Annotated in this window: 24 protein-coding genes; 11 read left to right on the top strand and 13 right to left on the bottom strand. The window is 57.3% G+C overall.

Annotation, left to right across the window (positions count from 1 at the left end; translation table 11 throughout):
* Positions 1 to 58: 58 nt before the first annotated feature.
* On the top strand, positions 59 to 2,458 hold the full coding sequence (locus LA5095_RS05075; protein ID WP_055112448.1) for a GcvT family protein: 2,400 nt from the start codon (positions 59 to 61) through the stop codon (positions 2,456 to 2,458).
* A 92-nt stretch (positions 2,459 to 2,550) separates the two neighbouring features.
* Complete coding sequence (locus LA5095_RS32640; protein ID WP_158510342.1) at positions 2,551 to 2,688, top strand: hypothetical protein; 138 nt, start codon at positions 2,551 to 2,553, stop codon at positions 2,686 to 2,688.
* 26 nt (positions 2,689 to 2,714) lie between these two features.
* On the opposite strand, the gene egtD is transcribed toward LA5095_RS32640, so the two are convergent.
* The gene (egtD, locus tag LA5095_RS05085) at positions 2,715 to 3,662 is read right to left on the bottom strand and encodes an L-histidine N(alpha)-methyltransferase (RefSeq protein ID WP_055112451.1); all 948 of its coding nucleotides are present in this window, start codon (positions 3,660 to 3,662) and stop codon (positions 2,715 to 2,717) included.
* A complete protein-coding gene (egtB, locus tag LA5095_RS05090) occupies positions 3,659 to 4,924 on the bottom strand; it encodes an ergothioneine biosynthesis protein EgtB (RefSeq protein WP_144436062.1) in 1,266 nt (421 codons plus the stop codon). Before egtB ends, egtD begins: the two co-directional genes overlap by 4 nt.
* 77 nt (positions 4,925 to 5,001) lie before the next feature.
* On the opposite strand from egtB, the gene LA5095_RS05095 reads away from it, so the two are divergent.
* The 3 genes from LA5095_RS05095 to LA5095_RS05105 all read left to right on the top strand — a co-directional run bounded on the left by LA5095_RS05095 (position 5,002) and on the right by LA5095_RS05105 (position 6,384).
* Positions 5,002 to 5,280 carry a hypothetical protein gene (locus LA5095_RS05095; protein ID WP_144436061.1) on the top strand — a complete coding sequence of 93 codons (279 nt, stop codon included), beginning with the start codon at positions 5,002 to 5,004 and terminating at the stop codon, positions 5,278 to 5,280.
* 180 nt (positions 5,281 to 5,460) lie between these two features.
* On the top strand, positions 5,461 to 6,063 hold the full coding sequence (locus LA5095_RS05100) for a TetR/AcrR family transcriptional regulator (RefSeq protein WP_055112456.1): 603 nt from the start codon (positions 5,461 to 5,463) through the stop codon (positions 6,061 to 6,063).
* Between the two features lie 33 nt (positions 6,064 to 6,096).
* The gene (locus LA5095_RS05105; protein WP_055112458.1) at positions 6,097 to 6,384 is read left to right on the top strand and encodes a YciI family protein; all 288 of its coding nucleotides are present in this window, start codon (positions 6,097 to 6,099) and stop codon (positions 6,382 to 6,384) included.
* Between the two features lie 88 nt (positions 6,385 to 6,472).
* On the opposite strand, the gene metG is transcribed toward LA5095_RS05105, so the two are convergent.
* From metG to LA5095_RS05120, 3 genes are all read right to left on the bottom strand, one after another.
* Positions 6,473 to 7,993 (bottom strand): methionine--tRNA ligase, encoded by a 1,521-nt coding sequence (gene metG / locus LA5095_RS05110; protein ID WP_055112460.1) that lies wholly within the window; start codon positions 7,991 to 7,993, stop codon positions 6,473 to 6,475.
* Positions 7,994 to 8,512: 519 nt separating this feature from the next.
* A complete protein-coding gene (locus LA5095_RS05115; RefSeq protein ID WP_055112462.1) occupies positions 8,513 to 9,508 on the bottom strand; it encodes a YeiH family protein in 996 nt (331 codons plus the stop codon).
* An 11-nt stretch (positions 9,509 to 9,519) separates the two neighbouring features.
* The gene (locus tag LA5095_RS05120; protein WP_208992541.1) at positions 9,520 to 10,944 is read right to left on the bottom strand and encodes a cytochrome-c peroxidase; all 1,425 of its coding nucleotides are present in this window, start codon (positions 10,942 to 10,944) and stop codon (positions 9,520 to 9,522) included.
* On the opposite strand from LA5095_RS05120, the gene LA5095_RS05125 reads away from it, so the two are divergent.
* Positions 10,930 to 11,325 (top strand): tetratricopeptide repeat protein, encoded by a 396-nt coding sequence (locus tag LA5095_RS05125; RefSeq protein ID WP_235808849.1) that lies wholly within the window; start codon positions 10,930 to 10,932, stop codon positions 11,323 to 11,325. The genes LA5095_RS05120 and LA5095_RS05125 overlap by 15 nt on opposite strands.
* 121 nt (positions 11,326 to 11,446) lie before the next feature.
* Here the strand turns inward: LA5095_RS05125 and LA5095_RS05130 are convergent, their stop codons facing one another.
* Genes LA5095_RS05130 through LA5095_RS05155 form a run of 6 tightly spaced genes read right to left on the bottom strand, consistent with a single transcriptional unit; the run spans position 11,447 to position 17,232 of the window.
* Positions 11,447 to 12,505 carry a TRAP transporter substrate-binding protein gene (locus LA5095_RS05130; RefSeq protein ID WP_055112465.1) on the bottom strand — a complete coding sequence of 353 codons (1,059 nt, stop codon included), beginning with the start codon at positions 12,503 to 12,505 and terminating at the stop codon, positions 11,447 to 11,449.
* A gap of 27 nt (positions 12,506 to 12,532) precedes the next feature.
* The gene (locus LA5095_RS05135; RefSeq protein WP_055112467.1) at positions 12,533 to 14,023 is read right to left on the bottom strand and encodes a TRAP transporter large permease; all 1,491 of its coding nucleotides are present in this window, start codon (positions 14,021 to 14,023) and stop codon (positions 12,533 to 12,535) included.
* A complete protein-coding gene (locus tag LA5095_RS05140; RefSeq protein ID WP_055112469.1) occupies positions 14,023 to 14,613 on the bottom strand; it encodes a TRAP transporter small permease in 591 nt (196 codons plus the stop codon). The genes LA5095_RS05135 and LA5095_RS05140 overlap by 1 nt, the downstream gene beginning before the upstream one ends.
* A gap of 59 nt (positions 14,614 to 14,672) precedes the next feature.
* Entirely contained in the window at positions 14,673 to 15,188 is a 516-nt protein-coding gene (locus LA5095_RS05145; RefSeq protein WP_055112471.1) for a flavin reductase family protein, read from the bottom strand.
* Positions 15,188 to 16,078 (bottom strand): aldo/keto reductase, encoded by an 891-nt coding sequence (locus tag LA5095_RS05150; RefSeq protein WP_055112473.1) that lies wholly within the window; start codon positions 16,076 to 16,078, stop codon positions 15,188 to 15,190. The genes LA5095_RS05145 and LA5095_RS05150 overlap by 1 nt, the downstream gene beginning before the upstream one ends.
* A complete protein-coding gene (locus LA5095_RS05155) occupies positions 16,078 to 17,232 on the bottom strand; it encodes an LLM class flavin-dependent oxidoreductase (RefSeq protein ID WP_055112474.1) in 1,155 nt (384 codons plus the stop codon). The genes LA5095_RS05150 and LA5095_RS05155 overlap by 1 nt, the downstream gene beginning before the upstream one ends.
* 229 nt (positions 17,233 to 17,461) lie before the next feature.
* Here LA5095_RS05155 and LA5095_RS05160 point away from each other — a divergent pair, with 229 nt between their 5' ends.
* From LA5095_RS05160 to LA5095_RS05175, 3 genes are all read left to right on the top strand, one after another.
* Entirely contained in the window at positions 17,462 to 18,172 is a 711-nt protein-coding gene (locus LA5095_RS05160; RefSeq protein ID WP_055112476.1) for a GntR family transcriptional regulator, read from the top strand.
* A 36-nt stretch (positions 18,173 to 18,208) separates the two neighbouring features.
* Complete coding sequence (locus LA5095_RS05165; protein ID WP_055112478.1) at positions 18,209 to 19,333, top strand: Gfo/Idh/MocA family protein; 1,125 nt, start codon at positions 18,209 to 18,211, stop codon at positions 19,331 to 19,333.
* A 751-nt stretch (positions 19,334 to 20,084) separates the two neighbouring features.
* Positions 20,085 to 22,766 carry an SH3 domain-containing protein gene (locus tag LA5095_RS05175; RefSeq protein ID WP_055112816.1) on the top strand — a complete coding sequence of 894 codons (2,682 nt, stop codon included), beginning with the start codon at positions 20,085 to 20,087 and terminating at the stop codon, positions 22,764 to 22,766.
* 55 nt (positions 22,767 to 22,821) lie between these two features.
* Here LA5095_RS05175 and LA5095_RS05180 read toward each other — a convergent pair whose 3' ends face one another.
* Positions 22,822 to 23,283, bottom strand: a complete 462-nt coding sequence (locus LA5095_RS05180; RefSeq protein ID WP_055112482.1) for an Lrp/AsnC family transcriptional regulator — start codon at positions 23,281 to 23,283, stop codon at positions 22,822 to 22,824.
* 104 nt (positions 23,284 to 23,387) lie between these two features.
* Here LA5095_RS05180 and LA5095_RS05185 point away from each other — a divergent pair, with 104 nt between their 5' ends.
* Together LA5095_RS05185 and LA5095_RS05190 are read left to right on the top strand one after the other, a co-directional pair.
* Positions 23,388 to 24,854, top strand: coding sequence for an aminotransferase class V-fold PLP-dependent enzyme (locus LA5095_RS05185; protein WP_055112484.1), 1,467 nt, complete (start codon positions 23,388 to 23,390; stop codon positions 24,852 to 24,854).
* Between the two features lie 14 nt (positions 24,855 to 24,868).
* Complete coding sequence (locus tag LA5095_RS05190) at positions 24,869 to 25,657, top strand: class II glutamine amidotransferase (RefSeq protein WP_055112486.1); 789 nt, start codon at positions 24,869 to 24,871, stop codon at positions 25,655 to 25,657.
* Positions 25,658 to 25,670: 13 nt separating this feature from the next.
* On the opposite strand, the gene LA5095_RS05195 is transcribed toward LA5095_RS05190, so the two are convergent.
* The gene (locus tag LA5095_RS05195; protein WP_055112487.1) at positions 25,671 to 26,036 is read right to left on the bottom strand and encodes a SpoIIAA family protein; all 366 of its coding nucleotides are present in this window, start codon (positions 26,034 to 26,036) and stop codon (positions 25,671 to 25,673) included.
* Positions 26,037 to 26,107 lie beyond the last annotated feature (71 nt).

Consider the following 26,107-nt stretch of genomic DNA (forward strand, 5'->3'; position numbering starts at 1 on the left):
AATCTTGAAACAAATGTTTCGTTGTCGCAGTTTTTATCGCCTCCGCGGAAGTTTTCAAATGTCCACTCGTACTCCTCCCGCACATGCTCCCGTCGTTGTCATCGGCGGGGGAATCATGGGCTGCTCTACCCTCTATCATCTTGCCAAAATGGGTGTTTCTGATGCGGTCCTGCTGGAGCGGAACCAATTGACATCCGGAACCACCTGGCACTCCGCGGCACAGGTGCGTGCACTTCGGAATTCTCGCAACCTGACGCGCATGATTCAATACTCGGTCGAGCTGTATGGCCAGCTGGAGCAGGAGACGGGGCAGGCTGCCGGCTGGATCCAGAAAGGCTCACTTTCTATCGCGACCAGTGAGGACAGGATGATCCACATCAGGCGGCAGGAAGCGCTCGCGAAAGCTTATGGAATTCCTGCGCAGTCCATCAGTCCGGATGAAGCCAGGGAACGTTGGCCGTTGATGAACGCGGACGATGTCCTTGGCGCAGTCTGGTCGCCGGATGACGGGCGCGTGAGTCCTTCAGACGTTTGCGCCGCTCTCGTGAAAGGCGCCAGATCGCTGGGCGCAAAGATTTTCGAAAAGACCGGGGTGACGGCAATCCTGACGGAGAACGGCAAGGTCAAAGGCGTGGAAACAGTCAACGGTACGGTAATGTGTGATGCCATTGCCTTGTGTGCCGGCCTCTGGTCACGTGAAGCCGGTGCCATGGCGGGAGCTGAAGTGCCTCTGCTTGCCTGTGAACATTTCTATCTTCTGACAAAGCCGGTCGACGGAATAGTCGGTAACACACCGACCCTCAGTGATCATGACAATCATCTTTATATCCGCGATGACAGCGGCGGCCTGCTGGTTGGCTGTTTTGAGCCGATGGGCAAACCGATCGCACCCGGTGTCCTGACGGAGAGTTTCGAATTCGGCCTGCTTCCTGAGGATTGGGATCATTTCGAGCCGATGATGATGAACGCACTTCACCGGTTGCCGGCACTGGAGACCGCCGAAGTGAAGATGCTCCTGAATGGCCCGGAGAGTTTCACGCCGGACGGGACATTCATGCTGGGTGAGGCCGCGGAAACTCGAGGCCTTTTCCTGGGATGTGGCATGAATTCGGTGGGCGTTGCCGCCGGGGGAGGCGCGGGAATGAACCTCGCCCACACGATCATTCACGGAGCGCCGTCATATGATCTTTCCGAAGCCGATGCCAAGCGCTTCGCACCGGTCTTCAATTCTGTCGAACATCTGATGGCGCGCGCGCCGGAGGTTCTCGGGACCCATTACGACATTGCCTATCCCGGCAAGCAGTTCAAGACGGCCCGCAAACTGAGGAGATTGCCGCTCGACAGTGAATACACAGAGGCAAAAGCCCATTTCGGTCAGTTCTTCGGATGGGAACGGCCGCTGTATTTCGGCAAGGAGCAGGAACCTGAACTGAAATTCGGTCGGCCGGACTGGTTTGAAAATGTCAGGCAGGAGGTGATGGCAGCGCACGAGACTGCCGCCATTTTCGATGCGTCACCCTTCGGCAAGATTGAGATCGAGGGCCCGGATGCAGAAGCATTCCTGTTGAGGGTCTGTGCAGGATATGTTGGTCGCCGTGCGGGGTCGGTCATCTATACCGCGATCCTCAACGAACGCGGCACATTCGAAAGCGACATTACCGTTCAGCGCCTTTCGGATGCCCATTATCGTCTCTTTGTCGGAACCAACGCGATCAGGAAGGACCTGGCCTGGCTCCGGAGACACTCCGCGGACTTCGATGTGTCACTCACCGACACTACCCAAACCTACGCCGTTCTTGGTCTCATGGGACCGGAGAGTGCCCGTATTGCGGCAGAAGTCGGCGCGCCCGAACTCAACGATATCGGGTATTTCAAACACGCCGAAGCACATATCGCAGGTCATCATGTGCGGGCTGCAAGGTTGTCCTATGTCGGGGAAGCGGGGTGGGAGATAACCTGCCGGTCTGAAAACGCCAGGTCAATCTACGCGGCGCTGACGAATGCCGGTGCCGAACCGGCGGGCTTGTTTGCACAGACATCGATGCGTGTCGAGAAAGGGTTCTGCGCGATGGGACACGAACTTGACAGCGATGTGACACCGGTGGAGGCCGGTCTTGATGCAATGACCCGGAAGTCGGGTGGTTTCATCGGCGCTGACGCCATCGCGAAACACAAGGCAGGTGGTGGCGTATCGAAGGTGGTTTCACTCGCGTTCGAGGACGAGGCTGCGGTTCCGCTCGGACACGAGCCTTTGCTGCTCGATGGGGAGGTTTTGGGGCAAACGACGACATGTGCTTACGGCTACCGTATCGGACGGCCGATTGCCCTGGCGCACGTGGAGCAGTCGCTAGAGTCCGGATCTGAGGTCGATGTCGACATTGCCGGGTCATTGTTCAAGGCAACTGTCACCATTGGTCCGCTGTTCGATCCTCAGGGCAGTCGCATGCGGCCGTCTTGACTTCAAATAAATTCGATCCTTCCTGGACTTGAACTTTCCTTGTCGCTTCGGTCGTATCCGGGTTTGCGTCTGGATCGGACGCCAAACTCGTTTTGACCCAATCGGCTTTTCAGGGCCGGGTTGCCGGTTTCGTGGTTTCTCCTGGCCTTTGCACCGGGCTTGCCCTGCGTCTTGCGATCGCCGGTCACGGATCGGGATGGAACCTGCCCGAACCCAACCAGTCAGGTTGATCCGGGCAGTGGTCGCCTGATCAGCTTTATCCGGACTGAAGGATGTAGACGGAGAACCAGGATTGCGCATCGCAATGTTGATCCAGGACCCTCCAGCCGCTCTGGTTCGCAATCTCTGAAAAAGCCTCTTCGTCGTATTTGTGGGAATTTTCGGTGTGGATCGTTTCGTGCTTCTGGAAAGCGATGGTATCCGCGCCGATCGTGACCGACTGTTCGGTCAGGCTTTCCAGGTGCATTTCGATCCGGCTCTCATCCGCGTTCCATATAGCCTTGTGCGCAAAGGCATTGAGTTCGAAATCTGCCCCGCATTCCCGGTTTATCCGTTGCAGGAGATTGAGGTTGAAGGCCGCAGTCACTCCGGCAGGGTCGTCATATGCTTCCAGGAGCACCTCTTCTTCCTTCGGACGGTCAACGCCGACAATCATCGTTGCGCCAGGCATGGCCTCGCGGAGAGACCGCAAAAGAGCCGTGGCTTCGGCGCGTTCGAAATTGCCGATTGTCGAGCCGGGAAAAAAGACCAGCACGGGCAGTTCGGGCAGCAAAGGCAGTTTGCCGAGAGGCTGCGTGAAATCGGCCGCGACCGGGATCACGGCCAGTGACGGGTAGGCCCGCCGAACGCGTTCGGCAGCGTCTTTCAGATGGTTGGCGGAAATATCGACCGGCATATAGACCGAAAGGTCGGGAAAGGCGCCGAGAAGCAGGTTCGTCTTCCGGCTGGAGCCGCTGCCGAGTTCGACCATTGCGCCACGGGCTCCCGGCAGCCGCGAATATTGGCGGATTTCAGTCTCCAGGATGCCAAGTTCGGTTCGGGTTGGATAATAGGCGTCCAGTTCGGTTATGGCTTCGAACAGATGCGAGCCGACATCATCATAAAGCCATTTGCTGCTGACGGATTTGCGCGCCGCTTTCAGGCCGGCAAGGACGTCGGACCTGAAGGTTTTGTCGGCTCGTACAGGGGGAACATGTTTGGTCATTGATCTGCCGCCAGTCTGAGCCCCAGCATTTGCCAGCGCTGCTGTGGATAGAAAAAGGTTCGATAAGAAGAACGCATCTGAAGCTTCGGGGTTGCACAGGACCCGCCCCGCAGCACCATCTGGTTCACCATGAATTTGCCGTTGTATTCCCCGATGGCGCCATCGGGAGGCGAGAAGCCCGGATAAGGAGAAAAGGCGCTGCTGGTCCACTGCCAGACATCTCCCCAGAGGCTTGCGTGGCGCCCCTGCGGTATGTGTGTGCCGTTTTCCAGAAAGTTTCCTTCGATTTCAGTCGCTTCGGCCGCCGCTTCCCATTCCGCTTCTGTCGGCAGCCGACGACCGCTCCAGCGGGCGAAGGCATCGGCCTCGTAAAAGCTGACATGGACCACGGGAGCAGACAGATCGACGGGACGCGGACCTTGCAGCGTGTAGGTCCACCATTGGCCGTCCTGTTGCCACCAGTAGAGGGGAGAATCCCAGCCGTTCTTTTCGCGAACCGCCCAGCCTTCCATCAACCAGAGCGTCTGGGTTTCATATCCGCCGTCATTCATGAAGGCGATCCAGTCGCCGTTGGTTACCAGGCGGTCGGCAAGCTTGTACGGTTCCAGCCAGACCTTGTGCCGCGGTCCTTCGCAGTCATAGGCAAAGCCGTCGCCATCATGGCCGATTTCAACGAGCCCGCCCGCATGCAATGTCCAGTCTTGCTCTCGTATGGCGGTAACGGCGCCGGGTTGTGAGGGAATGTAGGCCGGTAGCAGCGGATTGAAGGAAAGGGCGTGCAGGAGGTCGGTAATCAACAGTTCCTGGTGCTGCATTTCATGGTGACACCCCAGTGTAACCAGTGCGTCCAGCCTGTCAGGGTCAAGAGTGAATCCGCCGCGCGAAAGACCGTCCCGCAATGCATCTTCGACATGCGCCCGATAGGAAAGGACTTCCGTGACCGTCGGGCGGGACAACAGGCCACGCCGTGAGCGCGTGTGTCTGGGGCCGGCCTGAACATAGTAGGAGTTGAAGAGAACTGCGAAACGGTTGTCCTTTGGCTGGTAACCGGGCAGGAATGGTTTCAGGATGAATTCCTCGAAGAACCAGGTCGTATGCGCCAGGTGCCACTTGGGCGGACTGGCGTCTTCCATGGATTGAAGACCCAGGTCTTCGTCATTGAGTGGGGCGGTTAGCTTTTCCGTTTGCGTTCGTGTTGCGTAAAATAGATCCAGGAGTTCCGAAGCGGAAGACGGTTCGCTCCGCTCATCCAGGTAGGTCATATGTTTCCCTCCACGCAGGCAACGGCTTTGACGCCTCGAGCCGGCCCTGTGACTGCCACCAAGCGGCCTCTACGTAAGTGACGGATCGTGAATTCCAACGTTGGGATTTGCACCATGCCGGTGCAAAAACGCGCCATGCAGCTGTGAAAGAATGGTTTGGTGACAAAAGTCACCATGTGCTTGAAAAAAGCATAACGTCCGGTTTCATGGTAGTTAATCCGCAATTCATTGATTTTCAGTCAGAAGTTCGCGCCTTCAGAACGAGTCATCCGGCTTTTGATGGTGCTGAAAGTAAGAAATTGTTCCTGACAACTGCCTGTCAGGATTGTTGGGAAGTTGACTTCACAAACGTGTGAGGGGTTGTGCGCACCAACCATGAGATGTGCGGGCAGGGTGTCTCTAAATTGTGTTGCAAACAGGTCTTTGCCGGTCTCGTTTCGCACTTGATTGACATTTTGGGACAATTGTCCTAACTAAAAATAGGTCAATTGTCCTAGAGTGACATCAAACATGAAAAATGTGCCGGGAAAATCAAAATGAAATCCAGCTCCACCAGGCAGCAGATCATTGATGCGGCGGATGAGCTGTTCTACGCGCAGGGATTTGGCGAAACCTCGTTCGCCGATATCGCGAAATCGGTCAGCATTTCGCGCGGAAACTTCTATTACCACTTCAAAACCAAGGATGAGATCCTCGACGCGGTCATCGAAAAGCGTTTGTCCGACCGGGAAGACATGCTGCGAAACTGGGACAAGATGTCCGGGAACCCGGCAGAGCGAATTGCCTGTTTCGTGCGGATACTCATCGTCAATCAGACGAAAATATTTGCCTATGGCTGCCCTGTCGGGACGCTGACGATGGAACTTGCCAAGCTTGAGCACGCCTCCAGCGGCAACGCCAACCGCATCATGGGATTGTTCCGCGACTGGCTGACCCGCCAGTTTTCGGAACTTGACAGCGACGCTGACGCTGAGGCTCAGGCGCTTCATGTCCTCAGCTGGAGCCAGGGGGTTGCAACACTGGCGCAGGCCTTCAGGGATGAAGACTTCGTTCGGCGGGAAGTGGATCAGATCCTCGACTGGGTCGGACGGGTGTCGCCGAGTTCCAGTCTTCGGCAACCCGGTCTGGCCGGCATCTGAAAGAGCTTCAATTCTGTTTCAAGGGAGAATGAAATGTTTATCGTGACGCTGAAGTTTTCTGACAACAAGGCACGTGCCGGTGACCTGATGGACGGGCACAAGGCATGGATCAAAGACGGCTTCGATCAGGGCCTGTTTCTGATGGTTGGCAGCCTGCAGCCGAACATGGGTGGCGGCATCATCGCTCACAACACGACCCGAGAGGAAATCGAAGTCTTCGTCGGAGAAGATCCATTCGTTTCCGAAGGCGTGGTGAGTGCCGAAATTCTGGAAATCACGCCCGCGCGGCTGGACGAGCGGTTGGAGTTTCTGGCGGCGTAAGGTCTTGAGCGACTGAAGCTGGATATCGGCCTTGATCAAAAAAGTAAAGCGCCCGCAGGGGCGCTTTTACATGTTGTCGGGTGGGGCCTTACTGAACCCGCGGAAAAAGCGGCTCGATTTCGTCCAGTTCACTGCCGCCCGGTAGCCTGTCCAGCTCCGGTTTCCATGGACGGGCAATGTCGGTGACGTTCAGCGTGGCAAGGGCCTTGCCGGCCGACACCGGGATCACCTGCTGCAACGCTTCCATCACGATACGCAGGCAATCGAGACCGACATAGACGACATCTCGCGCGCGGTCCCTGGTCTCTTCGGACTTGAAGAGCGTCCAGGGAGCCTGCTTGTCGAAATAGTTGTTCATCTCGGCCGCCGCATTGATGATGGACTGCATCCGCGCCGGAATGTCGGCGAGATCTATCCATTCACCCATGCCTGCGGTCGCATCAAGCACCGTTTGACGCAAAGCCTCGTCTTCTGCCGTGAGAGGACCCTTGACCGGAAGTTTTCCGTCGAAGTTCTTTCTGGCGAACTTGGCACCGCGAGAAAGCAGGTTGCCAAGCTTGTTGTTGAGCTCGCTCTCGTAAGTCTGCGCAATCAGCTCGACCGAAATCTGGCTGTCACTGTCCGCACGCATGTGGCGGGCGAGATACCAGCGCAACGCGTCAACGCCGAGCTTGTCCATGACCTCTATCGGATCGACTGTGTTGCCGATGGATTTGGACATCTTGACCCCGCCGGCGCCGACCCAGTGGCTGTGCACCGAGAGCTTTTTCGGCAGCGGCAGATCAGCGGCCATCAGCATCAGGGGCCAGTAGACACCGTGCGGCTTGAGGATATCCTTGCCGATCATGTGCTCGCACTCCGCCCACCAGTCCTGGTAGCCATCTTCCGGCCAGCCGATATTGGTCAGGTAGTTGGCCAGGGCGTCAAACCAGACATAGGTGACGAAGTCCGTGTCGAAGGGCAATTCCACGCCGAGGGTCACACGGGATTTCGGCCGGGAGATGCACAGATCCTCCAGCGGTTCGGCCAGCATTTTCTTCAGCTCGTTCCTGAACGACTCGGGTTGGACGAAATCCGGATTGTCGTCGATGTGTTTCAGGAGCTGTACACGGAACGGTTCCATTTTCAAAAAGTAATTGGTTTCGTCCGTCTGCTCGACCTGCATGGTCGGATGCAGCGGACACTGTCCGTCCTCTGTGAGGTCGCTCTCCTTCTTGAACTCCTCGCAGCCCTTGCAGTAGGTGCCCGTATACTGCTTCTTGACGATCAGTCCCTTGTCGAAGATGCGCTGCTCCATCTCCGCGACGGCTTTCTTGTGGCCTTCGCGGCTTGTGCGGACGAAATAGTCGAATTCGACACCGAGTTTTTCGAAAACGTCGCGAAACTCCGCGCAGCGCATGTCGAGATATTCCTCGACCGGCATACCCAGTTCCTGCGCGGCTTCCTGGTTCTTCTGGCCGTGCTCGTCCACGCCCGTCGACAGCATCAGTTCATAACCCAGTGCCTGGCGGTTGCGCTTCAGGATATCGGCCATGATGGACGTGAAAGCATGACCGATATGTGGAGAACCGTTGACGTAATAGATCGGGGTTGTGATGTAGCTTTTCATCCAAACGCTTTCGAATTTTCTGTATCACGAGCAAAACGCATAAACATATGCGGCATGATAGCTGATGCGCTCCCGGGAAGGGGACCGCAGCTATATTTCACACTCAAGGGATCAAGGAAAGCCCCGCTTCGGGTTTCTGACCTCAATGTGGGGTTTCCGGCGCGATTGGCAATGTTCAGACCAGACACGCAGGTCTTGAGTGAGGGAGTGGCAAAGTGCTCCCTCGTCATCCCTTTACCCGTTTTCGCGGGCATTTGCTCCGTTTGGGAACCAACAACCGCAGACCTCCGGCTGAAATCCGAAACGCTGTGGTGTACTGGGTCCCGGATCTCCGCTCCGCTGTGTCCGGGATGACAATCGCCTGGGAAAAGCAAGAAGCGCAAATGTCCTCACATCCCTTGTCATCCCTGCGAAAGCAGGGATCCAATAACCGCCTTGCTTGAAAGCTGATTCAAGGGGCTATGTCACTCCCAATCCCAAATCTTCGCTCTGCTGCGGTTAGGGCGATGAGGAAATAGCCTACCCGATCACCCATATCCCCGCGAGCACGAACAGAGCAAGGAACACTGTCTGGGACACCACCATCCAGATTGCAGGACCACCGACTTCCAGGAGTTTCGGGATCGAGGTCTTCATGCCAACGGCGGCAATCGCGGCAAGCAGCGCCCAACGGGAAATCTGGCCCGCAAGGTCTTTTGCGGTTTCAGGAACCAGGCCGAAGGAATTGAAGGCCGCCAGGATCAGGAAGGCAAGTACGAAGACAGGCATCAGCGGCGGACGGCTTGCACCTGGCTCGGCGCTGCCGCGCAGGATCAGGGCAGCGACCAGCACAATGGGCGCCAGCAGGGTCACGCGGATGAGTTTTACAAGCGTGGACAGATCTCCGGTTTCTTCGGACACGGAAAATCCGGCACCCACCACCTGGGCAACGTCGTGAATGGTGCCGCCGAGAAACACGCTGGTGGCATCAACGGAAAGTCCGAGATTGCTTGTCAGAATCGGGTAGACGATCATGGCCAGTGTGGACAGGACCGTCACGGTGATTACCGTGAAGGCGAGGTCTCGTTCCGCATGCTGCCGTTTTGGCAGGATCGAGCCGATCGCCATCGCCGCGGATGCACCGCAAATGGCGACCGCTCCGCCGGAAAGGAAGGCGAAGAGCCGGTCCTTGCCAAAAAGGTTTCCGATCATCAGCGAAAAGACGATGGTCGCCAGAACACCGAGGATGACAAGAAGCAGAAAGGGCAGGCCGAGTGCCTGCACCATCTCGATACTGATGCGCACGCCCAGAAGCGCAACGCCGACCCGCAGGAGTGTTCTTGCAGCAAAGGCAATGCCTTCCGAGGTACGCTGTTCGTCCGAGAGGAAATTCAAAGGCATGCCCAGCAGGATCGCCATCAACATGGCAGGTGCGCCGTAGTGCTCATTCAGAAACTGAGCCGAAATGGCCACGAGCCCGGCGATGGCGATACCGGGAAAAAGCTGGTTTGCCCGGGTCTTCAAAGTTTCGATCATGTTTGTCCTGTTTAGGGTCTGTCGACTGGAAGCCCGCTGGGAACTCTATCGGGGATGCCGAAGGAAGGAGAAGAAACCGAAGACGTACCGGTGAGCGCCTTGAGAAACGCGACGAGATCGGAAACTTCCTGATCGGAAAGTGAAATCCGCTCGACATCCCGAAGCCGGGCCTGCCTGGCCATTTCACGCTGATCCTTATAGACCACGAAATCGATTGGTTCCAGCCACGGTGCGTCGGGAAGTGCAGCTGTTTTCGGTTGCCATTTTGCCAGCATTCCGTCCGGGTCGAGATGGTGGCGAACAATACCTTCGAGCGTCGGGTAGGCGCCGTTGTGGCCATAAGGCGATGTCAGCTCGACATTGCGCAGCATCGGTGTGCGGAAACGATAGGCATCTTCCAGTCTGTCGCTTTCGCCCATGCGGCCGACATCCCGCACCATTGGATCGAAACGCCGCGTGCGTCCGGGTCCGAAGGGGGGCAGGCCGATTGCGTGAAACTCCTGGTCACTCATGAGTTTGCCGGAATGGCAGCTGGAGCAATTACCCTTTCCGTAAAAGAGACCCATGCCGCGCTCTTGCGCATCCGTCAGTGCGGCCTTCCTGCCGGAAATATACTGGTCGAACGGACTGTCAAAACTCGTCCACTCGATCGCCTGGAAGGCTGCAAGTGCATTTCCGATCTCGGCAATCGAGACTTGCTCGGGCTCATCGATGTGATCGAACGCATCGACAAACATCTTGCCGTATTCGGGTATGACACGGACCCGCTTGGCGATAATTGGCCAGGAGGCGTCTATCCGGTTGTGAACGGCGCCTGCGATCTCGTTTTCTTTCGGATTGCCGGCCATTTCGAACTGGGCAACAAGCGGAAAAATCGCCTGGGCCGCAAGAAGGCTGTTCAGGCCCTCGGGAAGCCATTCCTCCGCCGGTGAGTTGAAGCCGTTTTCATAGTCGTCGGAAATGGAAAGACGGCCGTCGTGGAAAAGCGTGTGAAGCTCTTTTGCCCCGAGATTCCAGAGGCCTGGCGCATTTCGCGGAATCCTTTTCTTAATTCGGTTGTCGTCGACAAGTGCGGTCCGGTCCGGTCCGAGGCCTTCTCCGCCTTCGCCAATGCCGAGGGAAAGGCCGTCTCCTGTTCCAAGGACCGGATGATGACATGTCGAACAGGCAATATTCCTGTTCCCGGAAAGGATCCTGTCGTAAAAGAGAAGCTGACCGAGGGCCGCCTGTTTCCTGTCGAAGGCGATGAAATCATCGTCAGTCAGCGGGGAGGGCAGCTCCGCGGAATGAGCTGGTGCTGCCAGAAGAACACCAAGAAAGAACGACCGGAAAAAATGACGAAAATGCTGAAAGCCGCCGTGATTGGGCTTTTCCTGGCTGCGGGCCCTGCCCAGGCTGAAATCGAGAACGCGCGCGATCTGATGGAGGCCGGACAATTTGAGGAGGCCAGGAAGGAACTTTGGCCCGCCGCACGTTCCGGCAACGCGGATGCCGAGGAACTGATCGGCGTGATGTATGCAATGGGTCTCGGCGTGGAGCGGGACGATCAGCGCGCTTTCGAGTGGTATCTCAGAAGCGCCATGAAGGGGCATCCGGGCGCGCAATCCGGTATCGGCTGGTATTACGAGGTCGGCCGGGGAATGCCCGCGCCGGATCTTGTTCGCGCTTACATGTGGTACACGCTTTCCGCCATCGGAGGAGATCCCGATGCGGCGATCTCGCTTGAGGAAGTCGTGAAGAAAATGACCAAAGAGGAAATTGAAAAGGCGCATGTTCTGGTCGATGACTACAAGGTCTGGATGTACCCGTTCCGGTAGATCCTGCTCATTTGCAACCCCGGATCCGAAAATCGGCTTGTTGTCTTTCCGGAGTTGTCGAGGCGAACTCGAAAATTGACACGTCCGGCAACTGGCCGGACGTGTCTGATTGAAGAACAGCTTAGTTCAGGTCGGCGTCACGCGCACCGTTGACGGAGGTTTCAGCTTCCTGAACGGCTTCTTCCAGTGCGCCGAAGATCTCGCCGCCGCGTGCGACATTGTCCTTGAACCAGTCGTAGACCGGTGCGGCTGCTTCCTTGAAAGCGGCTTTCTGTTCCGGCGTTGGAACATAAAGATCGCCGCCGCCGGCAACGAAGTCCTCGTAGGCCTGGATGGATTTACGCTTCGGAGAAGCGAATGTTGCTTGCTGGAGAGCATAAAAGCCGTCCACCACGACCCGGCGCATGTCTTCCGGCATGGCGAGGAACCGTTCGTTGCTCATCCACCAGAGGGCACCCATGTAGGCGTGGCCGTCGAGCGTCACATACTGCAGGCCCGCATCGGGGAATTTCATGCCCATGATGTCGGTGATGCCGTTCTTGGAACCTTCAACGACACCGGTCTGGAATGATGTGAACAGCTCAGGCCACGGGATCGGGGTGGGAGAAGCACCCAGCGACTTGACCAGCTCTTGCGGCAGGTCGGCCACAACGGTACGGATCTTCAGGCCTTCCATGTCGGCCGGATTGGCGACACGGCGCTTTGTGTTGGCAAAGTTCCGCCAGCCACCGGTGTTGCCAACCGTCATCAGACGGATCGTGTTGTCGCTGTCTTCAAGCGCCATGTTGCGCAAGGTACGCGTGAAGTTGCCGGACAGGACATGTTCGGCGATCCGGTCGTCGGACATCATGTATGGCAGGTCGAGCACCTGAACATACGGGAAGATGCCGGAGGCTCCGCCTGATGTGGAGATGTAGATGTCAATCGCACCACCGGCAACGCCCTGCAGGCATTCAGCACCATTCGAGCAGAGCTGTGTTCCGATGAAGAGTTCGACCTCGATTGCTCCGTTGGATGCGGCTTCAACGAAGTTCTTGAAGACCACAAGGCCATCATAATCTTCGTCATTCTCGTTGGAATTGGCGGTTGCACGCAGCGTATAGTCGGCAGCAACGGCACTCAGCGAAGAACCGGCGAGCATCGCCGCGACGGTGAGTGTTTTCAGAGCAGATTTGAGCATCAGGTACCTCCCATATTAAGCTCAAGATCAGTTGGCAAATCCGGTCCATCGAGGGATCGTCATCGAAAGTGCCGGTATGTAGGTGATCAGGAAGATCACCGCGATTTCTACCGCCAGAAACGGCAGAATGGCTTTGGCAATGGTTTCAACCCGTTCCTTTGAAACCGAGGCGGCGACAAATAGCACCAGGCCCATTGGCGGCGTGGCAAGACCGATGGTCAGGTTCACGCTCATGATGATGGCAAAGTGGATCGAATCCACTCCCATCGATGTGAAAATGGGCCCGAGGATCGGTCCGAGGATGATGATCGCTGGCCCCGCATCGAGAAACATTCCGACAATGAACAGGAGCAGGTTGATCAGGAACAGCAGGATCAGCGGGTTGTCGGAAAGCGAAAGTACGAAGTCGGCCATGATTTCAGGAGCATGGCTAAGGCTGACGACGGTCTTGAAGGCCATTGCAGCGCCGACAAGAAGAAGAACCACTGCCGACGTGATGCCAGCCCTGTTCAGGATGCCGGGAACTTCCTTCACCTTGATGGAGTGCAAGACGAAAAAGCCGATGATCAGCGCATAGGCGACTGCGACGGCGGCCGCTTCCGTCGGCGTGAAGACACCGATCAGGATGCCACCCAGAATGATGATCGGTGTCTGCAAAGGCACGACGGCTTTTTTGCAGACCATCCGGAAATCTTCGGACACTGCGCCGCGCAGACCCTTCAATAGCAGATGCGACATTCCAATCAGGACGACAAACAGGACGAAAGTCGTGATACCCGACACGTCCAGAGAGGTCTGACTGAGAATGCCGAATGCAAGCGCCAGCAGGAGCGATGCGAGATTGATCCTGAGCAATGCGAACGACACCCAGTATTCGACCGGCGCCATTTTCTGACCGGGATTGACGATCCGCTGGGCCTTGGGCAGATCGTACTTGTCAGCCATCAGTCGGACAACCAGCATCAGGCCGATGCCGACCATGACGCCGGGGACAATACCGGCCAGGAAGAGGGCGGCAACACTTTCGCCCATGACATAGGCATAGATGATCATGATGCCGGACGGCGGGATGATAGGACCGATAACAGACGACGCTGCTGTTACCGCTGCTGCGAACCGGCGCGTGTACCCCTGTTTTTCCATCGCTGGAATAAGCATGGAGCCAAGTGCGGACGTGTCGGCGACTGCCGAACCGGAAAGACCGGCAAACAGCATCGACGACAGGATATTCACATGTGCAAGGCCGCCGCGCAGGTGGCCCATGAGTGCCTGGCTGAATTCTACCAGGCGGGTCGTGATCCCGCCCTTGTTCATCAGCTCGCCTGCGAGCATGAAGAACGGAATCGCCATGAGAGGAAAACTGTCCATGCCGTTGTAGACGTTACGGTAGAGCAGCGTGATGTCGCGTTCCTGGCCATTCAGCCAAAGCAGGATGCCGGGAGCCGCCAGCAAGCCGAAAAAGACCGGTAGTCCGATCATCAGGAACAGGAGAAAAACAGGAAGAAACCATATAAGCATCAGTCCGCTCCCGCCATGTCAGCATCGGGTATGGCCGGCAGTCGGTCATTGCCGCCAATAAGAGAAATGAGATTGCGCAAGATGAGTTCGACATTGACGAGGGTCAGCAGAACGACACCGACGAGCAAGGACATCATCATCCAGCTTCTGGGCACACGGATCCATTCGGTCAGTGTAATATTTCCCGGAACGTAGAGTGACGCTGTCGCAAACTTGCCGCCAAAGCCGGTGACTTCGGCAAAGCCGATCTGTACCGCGATCGCAAGGACGAGGAGCGACACGATGAGCAAGAGCAGGGAAAGCAGCTTGCCCAGAGCCTGAGGAAGTGCGTGGCCAAGCATGTCGATGGCGACGAAGCCGCCGCGACGGAACGCCGTTGGTGCCATCAGGCCCGTCATCCACAACATGCAAAAACGCGCTGCCTCGTCTGGCCAGGGCAACGCGTTGTTGAATACATAGCGGAATACGACCTGAATCAGGATCGCAACGACCATCAAGGCCACGGCTACGATGCCTATCGCTCTGCCGATCCGCAATAGCTGCGAATTGACAAAGGCGAGCGGTGCAAGGACCGCCAGCAATGCCCCCATTCGGGCTCCTCCCTAATTACTTCCTGTCGGCAGGGCGGTTCCCGTCCTGCCGTTTGCTCTCATTTCGGAGCGATTTGTCCAAGTTTGCCTGCGAAAAAGGTCAGCGCCTCCCCATGACGCATTTCTGCCTGCATGACCTGTCCCAGAACAATCAGGTGATCGCCGCCTTCATAAGCGGCAAACCGTTTGCATTCGAAGCGTGCGAGGCAGTGCTCGAGCAACGGCACGCCGTTTTCGTCAATCCTGTGCGGCAACTGGTCGAAGGCATTCGCATTGCGTACAAAGCCGTTGCACACTTCAGCCTGGTGATGGCTGAGAACGTGGATGGCGTAGTTTTCGGCGGTTTCGAAGTAGCGGAAACGGCGCGAACCCTTGTCCGGCATCCACAACACGAGTGGCGGATCGAGCGATACGGACGAAAAGCTGTTCGCCGTGATGCCGACCGGCCCGTCATCCGATCCGGTGGTGACGACAGTCACGCCGGTTGCAAATCGGCCGAACGCGTCGCGCAGCAAACGGGTGTTGTCCGTGTGCGGTGCGAAGGTAACAGGATGATTGGCATTTTGCATGGTCATCAGGGTACCTCATTTCCAAGGGCGGCTTCGTAGAGCCGGTACCAGGTTTCACGATCAAGCGAGACTTTCAGTGCATCTGAAATCTTTGCGATACGGTCAGGATTGTTTGTTCCCAGAACCGGCAGAAGGGTTGCCGGATGGGTAAGCAGGAACGCGATGGCGACGGCAGACCGGTCGACATTGAAGCCGGCAGCTACGTCGTCCATGACCGCGCCAAGCTTGCCGGTTTCGGAGATCAGTGCCCCGCCCCCAAGCGGGGACCAGGCCATCAGATTCGTGCCCAGGCGCTGGTGAAAGGCAATGTCTCCGTTTGTAAACGGCGTGATTTCAGCCAGCGAGACCTCGATCTGGTTGGTCACGAGCCTGTTGGACATTCCCGACTGCAACAGGTCCCAGTCCCACGGGCGGAAGTTCGACACGCCGACATTCCGGACCTTGCCGCTCTTGACCAGGTCATCCAGCACGGCACCGGTCTCATGGTGATCCATGAGGGGGTCGGGTCTGTGAATGAGAAGCATATCTATGGTGTCGATCCCCATGTCGCTCAGCGACGTTTCGACCGACTTCTCGATATGCTGCCGGGAGGTGTCGTAATACTTCACCGTTGCCTGCTCATGGCGACCGACGGGAGCGACGATGTCACATTTGGTGACGATCTCCATCTTGTTGCGCAGGGCCGGATTGGCTTTGAGCGCACCGCCGAGAACCGCTTCCGCAGTGTACCCGCCATAGATATCCGCCTGATCGAACGTGGTGATCCCCTGATCGAGACACAGCTGGATTTTCCGTTCCACGTAGGCCGGGGTCGTGTCCGCATCGTCACCGAGCCGCCACATGCCGTAGATGAGGCGGGAAAATTCCAGGGATTCTGTAAGCGATACGCGCTGCATTAGCGGCGGACTCCATTGCCAAGCGGGGTTGCAGGTGTTTCGGCCGGAACCCGGCCATAAGCGTGGGGAAGCGAACAGGTCTTGAGGTTCGGCAGCACGCGCTTGCCGAAATGCCGCGCTTCTTCCAGATGCGGATAGCCGGAGAAGATGAAGGCTCTGATGCCCATCTTCTGGTAAGCCTCGATCTTGGACATGACCTGGTCGGTCGAGCCGACAAGAGCAGCCCCGCAACCGGAGCGGGCCCGGCCGACGCCAGTCCAGAGGTTGGGTTCAATGTAACCGAACTCGTCGGCAACATCGCGGTTTTTGGCCTGGTGGCTCACGCCGAGCGATTTCGCGTCGAGCGCGCGCTCGCGGATGGCCGTGCCCTGATCGTCGTCAAGTTTCGAGACAATGTAGTCGGCGTATTCCTGCGCTTCCTTTTCGGTGTCGCGCACGATCATGTGGACACGAAGACCATAATCGAGCGTCCGGTCGTATTTTTCCGCGACCGTGTTGACAGCCTTCATGCGTCCTTCGAGTTCTTCAATCTTCTCGGGCCACATCAGGTAGACGTCGCAGTGCTGACCGCACAGCTCCAGAGCGGCTGGCGAATAACCTCCGAAATAAAGGAGTGGACCGCCGGTCTGATACGGTCTCACCGGGTCGGTGGTCAGGCCCGTAAAGTTGTAGACCTCGCCTTCATAGTTGATCTCGTCTCGTGTCCAGGCTTGTTTCAGGACTTCGACGACCTCGCGTGAACGCTGGTAACGATACCCGCTGTCGGCCTGCTCGCCCGGAAAATCAGAGGAAATGATATTGACCGTAAGGCGGCCTTTCAGCATGTGGTCGAGCGTTGCGATCGTACGGGCAAGCATGATCGGCTGCATTTCACCGCAGCGAACGGCTGCAAGAAGGTTGATCTTGTCGGTGATCGGTGCGCAACCGGCGACGAACGACAACGTGTCCTGACCCACCTGGTAGGAAGATGGGCACAGGATATTGCGAAATCCTTCTTGTTCCGCCGTTTTGACGATCGTCGAGCAATGGTCCCAGGATGAGCGCAATTGGCCTTCCGGGACGCCCAGGAATTGATAGTCGTCAGAACACAAGGCAGCGAACCAGGATACTTCCGCTGCGTCGAGATCCGGCGATGTCACTGGGACAACTGTCATAAAAAACTCCCCTGAGCATCCAGCGCCATTCCCGAAGCGATCATGTGCTCAACCCATTGTTAGTCATTCAGTATTTTCAAACCTGCAGCATCTGCGACCGAGCATTCGATGGGCGAGGTTTCATTTGATTTCGAACAGCTTCACTTTACCGTCGATTTCTTCTTGCTTATCATCCGCATTGATGTAAATCAATAGTGTATCAATTTTAAAAAACAGAGCGCCGATCACCATGCAATCCACGTCGCAGTCCTCAAATGCACTGCCGCTTTATCTGCAGATCAGTGAGCTTTTGATCAGGGATATTGCGGCGGGACGCCTGATTGACGGCGAGCGGCTTCCGCCTGAGCGCGACATGGCTGACGAGTTGGGTATCTCGATCGGAACACTGCGCAAGGCGCTTGCCGATCTTACGGAAAAGGGCTTACTCGAGCGCATTCAGGGTTCGGGAAACTACATACGTCAAGGCGGCACGCAGGAGAGCATCTATGCGATGTTCCGGCTGGAATTGCTTTCCGGCGGCGGGTTGCCCCGGGCCGACATCCTGAACGCTGTGCGTACGCGCAAGCCGGAAGACCTGCCGGCTTTCGGCACCAGCGGGGAAGGCACCCGGATCCGCCGGCTCAGGTATCTGAACGAGACCATAATCGCGGTCGAGGAAATCTGGCTTGACGGAGATGCCGGATTTGTAAAACGGGACCTGCTTTCGGACTCGCTCTACAGGTTCTATCAAAAGCATCTCGGCTTTTGGATCGTGCGTGCGGAAGACCGCGTTACGATCGGCAAGGTGCCTGACTGGGCGCCGGAAGAATTCACCCTGGAACCCGGCACGCTCACGGGTTTCATCGAAAGGTTCAGTTGGGCGGACCGCCCCGAATCCGTCGAATATTCACGCACCTGGTTCGACACGGGCAGGGCACATTACGTACAGCGGTTGAAATAGGCTGGTCGCAGAAACCGGCCGCAAAAGGAGACATAAATGCCTGCGAAGGTAAGATACGGTGTGATCGGATGTGGAATGATGGGGCAGGAGCATCTGCGCAATATCGCTCTGCTGCCAGACACCGAAGTCACGGTCATTTTCGAACCGGACACGCATATGGCTGAAGCGGCAGCGGAAATCGCACCGGCTGCAAATTTCGTGGGTTCGGTCTCCGAATTGCTGGACGTTGATGAGTTGGACTGCATCCTTATTGCCAGCCCGAACCATTGCCATGTTCCGCAAATGCAGGAAATCCGTCAGAAAAGGCCTTTGCCCTTGCTCGTGGAAAAGCCGCTCTTTACCGATCCCAGGGAGCAGGCCGAACTGGAGACATTCAAGGCAACATATCCGGCACCGATATGGGTGGCGATGGAGTATCGCTATATGCCCGCGATTGCGGCTCTGATCGCAAGGACCGGGGAAGTCACGGGCGGCATCAAGATGCTGACCATCCGCGAGCACAGGTTCCCGTTTCTGGACAAGGTGGGCGCCTGGAACAGGTTCAACCGGTATTCAGGCGGCACTTTTGTTGAAAAATGCTGCCATTTCTTCGATCTGATGCGTCTGATCATGAAGTCGGAACCTGTCCGCGTGATGGCGTCAGCGGGTCAGGATGCCAATCACAAGGACGAAGTTTATGACGGCGAGCGGCCGGACATACTCGACAATGGTTTCGTGATTGTCGATTTCGAGAACGGATCCCGTGCGCTGCTGGATCTTTGCATGTTCGCGGAAGGTGCCAAATATCAGGAAGAGGTTGTCGCAGTCGGTCCGGAAGGCAAGATCGAGGCCTTTGTGCCCGGACCTGGCCGGTTCTGGCCCGAGGACCTTGGAGATCCTCCAGTCGCACAGCTGGTCGTGTCGCCCCGTAGTCCGAAAGGTCCGCGCAGTCTGGATATTCCGGTCGATCCGGCACTTCTGGACGCCGGTGATCACAACGGCTCGACCTACTATCAGCATGAGCGCTTCCTGGCACTGGTGCGCGGCGAAATTGAAACGCCCGAAGTCAGTCTGGAAGATGGCAGACGCGCTGTTGAAATGGGGCTCGCGGCCCAACAATCCGCGCGTTCTGGGCAGGCCGTGATCTTGTCCTCTCCCGGTCTTTCCTCGGTTGCCTGCTGATCCGGCGTTTTTAGCAGAAAGACGATTGCCGACTTCTCGGGAGACCAAATCCTTGCAATCCTGTTGCCGGTGCGGCTGATGCCGCCCCGGCCTTTTTCCTACCAGCGATCCACCGGTCGGACGATCTGAGGTGCATTGGTGCTGAAGCCGTCGCGTCCCCGGCGCAAATTGTATTTTTTTATCGCGACCTGGTAATTCCGACCGCTGTGCGACTTTCGGCATTGCTTCGTCCTCAGCGCAATGTTGTTGGGCACGCCGCTGTGGTCTTGCACGAGCACGCAGAAGACGTCGTAGCGTCCGTTTATTGCGATGTTTCGCCGGGCTCCCTGGGCAACAACTACCTGACGATGGCGGCTGAAATTCGAATCGAAAAGCAGGAAATTACAGTATTTCGAGCTACCGTTCGGCGTGCGCGTGCTTTCGCAGTGAAAAACTTCCGCCGACGCGGAAGACGGTACAAAGAGGGCTGCAAACAGGGCAAAACCCGCACCGCTCAAGCAAACTCTCATCGCGCGACTAAGTGGAAACATTGTCAAAACCTCCGGGCCTTACAGCTCTACAAAATCTGTGTCATGGTGCTGTGAGGACAGAACTAACGCGGCGTCGTTTTCTATGCCTGTGACGCTGGGCACACTGAAAATGTGCGGCGCAAGTTCGTGCTCCGGTTGTTGGGTTGCAAAATCTGGCCATGTGGTCAAAGGGCGCAGCCGGTGTTGTAAACATATGCATTTTCCGCCTTTGGGAGGGCCTGATGCGCAAGACTATTTCCGTGATTTTGTCTTCAGCATTGATCATTCAAACCGTATTCGTGAACGGCGCGTTCGCCGCACCAGCGGTGACGACGGCAAATGTGAATTTCCGGCAGGGACCTGGAACCGGCTTTGGGTCGCTCGGGACCGTGCCGAACGGATCCCAGGTTGAACTGGAGAACTGCGACGACACCGGTGCCTGGTGCTCCGTGAGTATCAATGGTCAAAACGGTTTTATCAGCGGTCAGTATCTTCAACTGTCTGAAGCGGAGCAGACGACGGGATGGCCGCGGTCTTTTGAAACCGACGGCGGTGCGACCCTGATCCTCTACCAGCCGCAATTTACCGAGTGGGACAATTTCAAGACGCTCAAGGCGCTGATTGCCGCCGAATATGTCAAGGACAAGGAAGCTCAGCCGGTATTTGGTGTGATCGGTGTCAGCGGGAGTACGCTCGCCGATCCGGCACAGGGTGAAGTCGAGGTCAGCGACATACAGGTCACGCAGCTGGATTTCTCTTCACTCGACAGGACCTCCCTGACGGATCTGACGCTTCAGGTCGGAAAGATCATGCCGACGGGAACGATTACCGTGAAAGAGGACAGGATCACGGCCGGTCTGGCGGAATACAAGCGCATGGAAGACGTGAAGGGATTGAATGCGGAAGCACCGCCCATATTCATATCGACCGAGCCTGCTATCCTGGTTCAGACCGAGGGTGCGCCCATCATGGCACCGGTCAAGGGTGATCAGGGGCTGAGTTTCGTCGTCAATACCAACTGGGACATACTCAAGATTGACGAAACCGAGGAATTTTACCTGCGAGACGAGAAGTCCTGGCTGAAGACCAAGGATGTTTCCGCCGGCTGGGAAATCGTGTCCGAATTACCGGACCTGATCACGAAACTTCCCGATGACGACAACTGGTCGGAAACCCGTGCAGCCATTCCGCCGCAGGCGTTTGCAGACAACACGGCGCCGAAGGTGATCTATTCCGACAAACCGGCCGAGATGATTGTTTTTGAAGGGGAGCCGAAACTGGAACCGGTAGAAGGTACCGATCTCGAATGGGCATCGAACACGGACAGCGACGTGTTTTTCCTGAAAACAACTTCGACCTGGTACATTCTGGTTTCGGGACGCTGGTTCAAATCGGCTTCACTGGACGGGCCCTGGGAATTCACGACACCTGACATGCCGTCCGATTTCCAGAATATTCCCGAAAATGCGCCCTACTACTCGGTTCGGTCTTCCATTCCGGGAACATCTGAAGCCTCGCAGGCGCGCTTAAAGGCGAGCATTCCGACGACGGCACGCGTGGAAGTCGGTTCTGTCAGTGCAGATATTGCGTATGCAGGAGACCCGGAATTCCAGTCGATCGACGGCACATCCATGTCTTATGCGGTCAACACCAATGACCAGGTCATCCAGGTCGGCGCCAAGTACTATGTTCTTCAGGACGGTGTCTGGTTCGTGGGCGACAGCCCGGAAGGACCCTTTGTTGTCGCGACCGCCGTTCCGGATGAGATCTACACCATCCCGCCGTCTTCACCGGTCTACAACGTGACGTATGTCCGGGTTTACGAGAGTGAACCGAATGCCGTCTGGTACGGCTACACGATGGGATACCTGACCGGTTTCCTTGCCTGGGGCGTCTTTGTCTACGGCACGGGTTGGTATTACCGGCCGTGGTACCGCCCGGGTTACCGGCCGATCTATTTCCGGCGCCCGGTTACCTACGGCATCGGGGCTTTCTACAACCCTGTTCGCGGCGTCTACGGCCGCTACGGATATGCCTACGGACCCCGGCGCGGCATCGCGGGTGGCGGCATCTATAATCCCCGCACCGGCGGATACATCCGTGGAGCGGCTATCAGCGGTCCGCGCGGCAGCGCCGGCTTCATCACCGCCTATAATCCCCGCACCGGCAACCGGATCGTCGCCGGTGGCGCGCGCGGTATCTATGGCTCCTGGGGGGGAGCGGTGGTGTCCGGACCACAATGGTCGCGCACGCGGGATATACAGGCAGGAGCCGCCAAGAGGTGGAAAGAAGACGGCAATCTCGGCCGCGTCGGCAGTCTCGACCGCAGGGGTGACGTATTTGCAGGGCGTGACGGGTCGGTCTACCGGCGTGATGGCGAGAACTGGCAGAAGTTCGAAGGCGGGCGCTGGGGTGAAGTTGCTGCGCCGTCGAGGGAGAACATTCAAAACCGTCTGGGAGATGTTGGTGCCGGCGCGGCAATTGGAGCCGGCGCCGGAGCAGCGATTGCCAACCGTCCGGCAGGCGATCGCCTGCAGAACCGGCCGAATGCCGGGCAGGGCAATTTGCAGCGCCCGCAAAATCGCCCGGCAGGCCAGCGCCCCAATGTGAACCGTCCGGCGGGCGAACGTCCGACCAACTTGCCGGCTGCGCAACGGCCGAATGCACAAAAACCGGCACAAAGGCCAGCTGCGCAGCGCCCGAATACGCAAAGACCGGCGACACGTCCAGCCAAGCAGACAAGACAGGCGCCGGCGCACCTGAACAGGGACCGGAAGGCCCGGACCTCCGGAAACCGGCAGGTCAACCGTCAGCGGAATGTCCAGCGAAACCGTCCACAGCAGGCCCGGCCACAACAGGCACGGCCGAATCGTGGCGGCGGCGGCGGCGGGCAGCGCAGGGGTGGTGGTCACCGCAGGCGTTAAGGTCGTGCGGTGTCAGGCAATGTGACAGAGGTGCCAACACCACTTCACCGCTTCGCTAAATCGGCAGATCGCGGGCGTCCGCGATCGCCTCCATGGTCATGTAGGAGGTGACTGTGTCCAGATCGACTTTTTCGATCAGCCGCTGATAAACGCGATCAAAGGCATTCATGTCCTCGGCCACGACTTTCAGCATGTAGTCGTAATCGCCAGCAATCCGGTAAAAATCTATTACGTTGGGAATGGCCGAGACTTCCTTCCGGAATGTCGCGAGCCAGTCCTTGGAGTGATGTCTTGTTCGGATCATGACAAAGACGGTGAGGTTGAGACCAAGGCGTGCCGGGTCCAGCCTGATCGTGTGTCCCTCAATCAATCCACCTTCGTAAAGTGTCTTGAGCCGCCGCCAGCAGGCATTTTGGGAAAGGCCGACAGTTTCTGCCAATTCGCGTTGCGACAAACGTGCATCCCGTTGAAGCGCACGCAGCAGTGATCTGTCTATTTGATCGAGATTTTCTTTCATTTTCGATCAAATGACACAAAAACATGAAAAAATCAAAAGTATCAGGTGAAGAATACCAATCATGATTGGTCATATGATCTCCGGATAGGATCCTGGAGAGACAAATGACACAAAAAACCGGAACGGCGATTGATCAATTCAACAGGTCACTTGATTGCCCTGACCTGTTAGAGCGCCTGAGGGCCGGTCTGATCGGGGAAGGGACAAACGTGTCCGGTCCCATGGGTGAACACGAGATGATCTACGCCGATTACGTGGCTTCGGGCAGGGCCCTGCGTCAGATCGAGGATTTTGTTCTGGAGAAAGTTCTTCCCGTCTATGCCAACAGCCATACCGAGGCCTCCTATTGCGGCAGTGCCATGACGCGGATGCGCGAAGCGGCGAGATCGGAGATCGCCCGTATCTGCGGCGCGGACGGAACATATGCCACGGTGTTTTGTGGTTCTGGTGCCACGGCAGGATTGAACCGGCTTGTTCATCTCCTTGGTGTCGATGCGGCGGCACGGCAGGGGAAAAATCCCCTCGTCGTCCTTGGACCCTACGAGCATCATTCCGACATTCTGCCCTGGCGTGAAAGTGGCGCGGAAGTGATCGAGATAGGGGAGGCTGACACCGGTGGCCCGGACCTGGACGAACTGGAAATCGTCTTGCAAGCAGCGGGGGCGGAGAGGCTCACCGTCGGTGCGTTCTCGATGATGTCCAATGTGACGGGCATCGTGACCGACGATATAGCTGTGACGCGTCTCCTCAGGAAACATGGGGCCTTGAGCGTCTGGGACTGCGCCGGTTCCGGACCCTACCTTCCGATCGACATGCACGCTGGTTCGGATGCCCAAAAGGATGCAGTTGTCGTATCGCCTCACAAGTTCATCGGTGGACCTGCCGCATCCGGTGTCATGATTGTGCGCAAGTCTGCCGTGAGAATGGATGCTCCGGTTTTTCCAGGTGGCGGAACGGTTCGATTTGTCTCGCCCTGGGGGCACGACTACACACCGGATATCGCGGCGCGCGAAGAGGCGGGAACACCGAACGTGATCGGTGACATACGTGCAGCGCTCGCATTTCTGGTGAAGGAAGCCATAGGTCAGAACGTCATGGACGCGCGCAACGCCGCATGGCGCGAAAAAGCGCTGTCCAAGTGGCAGGAAAACCCTGCAATCGAGATCATGGGCAACCAGGGTGCCCGCCATATCCTGCCGGTTTTCTCCTTCAGGATGCGGGACCTTGAACGGGGCGGATACATTCACCAGCAGCTCGTGACACGCATGCTGTCGGACGCCTACGGTATCCAGGCGCGCGGCGGCTGCGCCTGCGCAGGACCTTACGCACACCGTCTGCTCGGTATTGAGCGCTCTGAGTCCGAAATTCTCCGGCAGGGGATCCTGTCCGGCGAGGAACTGAAGAAGCCCGGATGGACCCGGCTGAATTTTTCGGTTCTGCTCACCAGCGAAAAGGCGGATAAGATCATAACTGCGGTAGATCATCTGGCGCGTGCGCCATATCCGATCGCAGACCGTTATACTTGTGACGAAACCACCGCGCGGTTCAATGCCGCTCGCGATGCCGCATAACGAAAGTAGCTGATATGTGCCGCTGGGCAGCCTGGAGCGGAGCTCCGAGATATCTGGAAGAAGTCATCTGCGATCCGGAGCATTCCCTGATCGATCAGAGTCGCAATGCCTTGTCCTGCAAAACGGCAGTCAATGCCGATGGCTTCGGCGTCGCATGGTACGGAGATCGGGAGACACCATGCCTTTACAAGGACGTGCGGCCGGCCTGGTCGGACCCCAACCTCCTGCAGATCGCGCGGCATATCCGCTCAAGACATTTTCTGGCGCATGTGCGTGCCTCGACCGGGACGGCGACGACACGCGACAACTGTCATCCGTTTACACATGAGCGCTGGACGTTCATGCACAACGGTCAGGTCGGTGGATATGAAAAGGTTCGCCGCCGGCTGGACAATATGATCCCGGACGACCTTTACGGGCATCGCATGGGTGGCACGGACAGCGAATGCCTGTTTCTGGTCGCGCTGGCTTATGGTCTTAATTTGCATCCGCGGGCCGCCATGGCCAGGGCTGTTCGCGAGGCGGAAGCCCTGTCACGGTATTCGGGCGTTGCGCCTCACATGCGATTTGCATCGGCCTGGTCTGACGGAACAACGCTCTATGCAGCGCGCTACGCGTCGGACAAGTTTGCACCGACGCTCTATTACCGGCAATTTGAAGACGGCATCATGGTCGTTTCAGAGCCCCTGGACGAAGCGAGAAATTGCTGGGTTGAAGTCCCGCAGGGCCACATGATCAAGGTAAGTGACGGCGCAGTGGAAGTGGTAGCCTTCCTCAGCGAGGAAGAACTCGCACACGCGTGAGCTCAATTGGCGTTCAGCTTTCGATCCAGTGCCAGGCCGTTTCTATCTCGTCCCTGTCGAAGTGCTTTTCCTGGATACCGACCATCTTGGCGAATGTCGCGTCAATCGCGACAAGGGCTGCCATAAGCTTGCCATCAGCCACGATCCCAACCTTGTGAAGGTGTTTCATGTGAGTAAGCACCCACTTGATGTCCGACGCGGCTGCCTCGAAGGAAATGCCGACATGCTCGCCGAGGACTACCAGGATACTGATCTTGTCAAAGGCTTCGATCATCTCTTCGGCCTTTGCAATCAATTCCGTTTCCTGCTCGATATCGACTTTGCCGGAGATTTCGACGCCGAGAACCGGGCCATTGCTGCGGGGCAGGATCGTATACATGGGTGCATCCTCCGAAGTGAGCGGGCATTTCCGCTGCAGGAGGAAAATCCTAGTGCAATCCGGGAAAGGTG

Origin of the sequence: Roseibium album, assembly GCF_001404515.1 — a bacterium.
Classification (GTDB): domain Bacteria; phylum Pseudomonadota; class Alphaproteobacteria; order Rhizobiales; family Stappiaceae; genus Roseibium; species Roseibium album.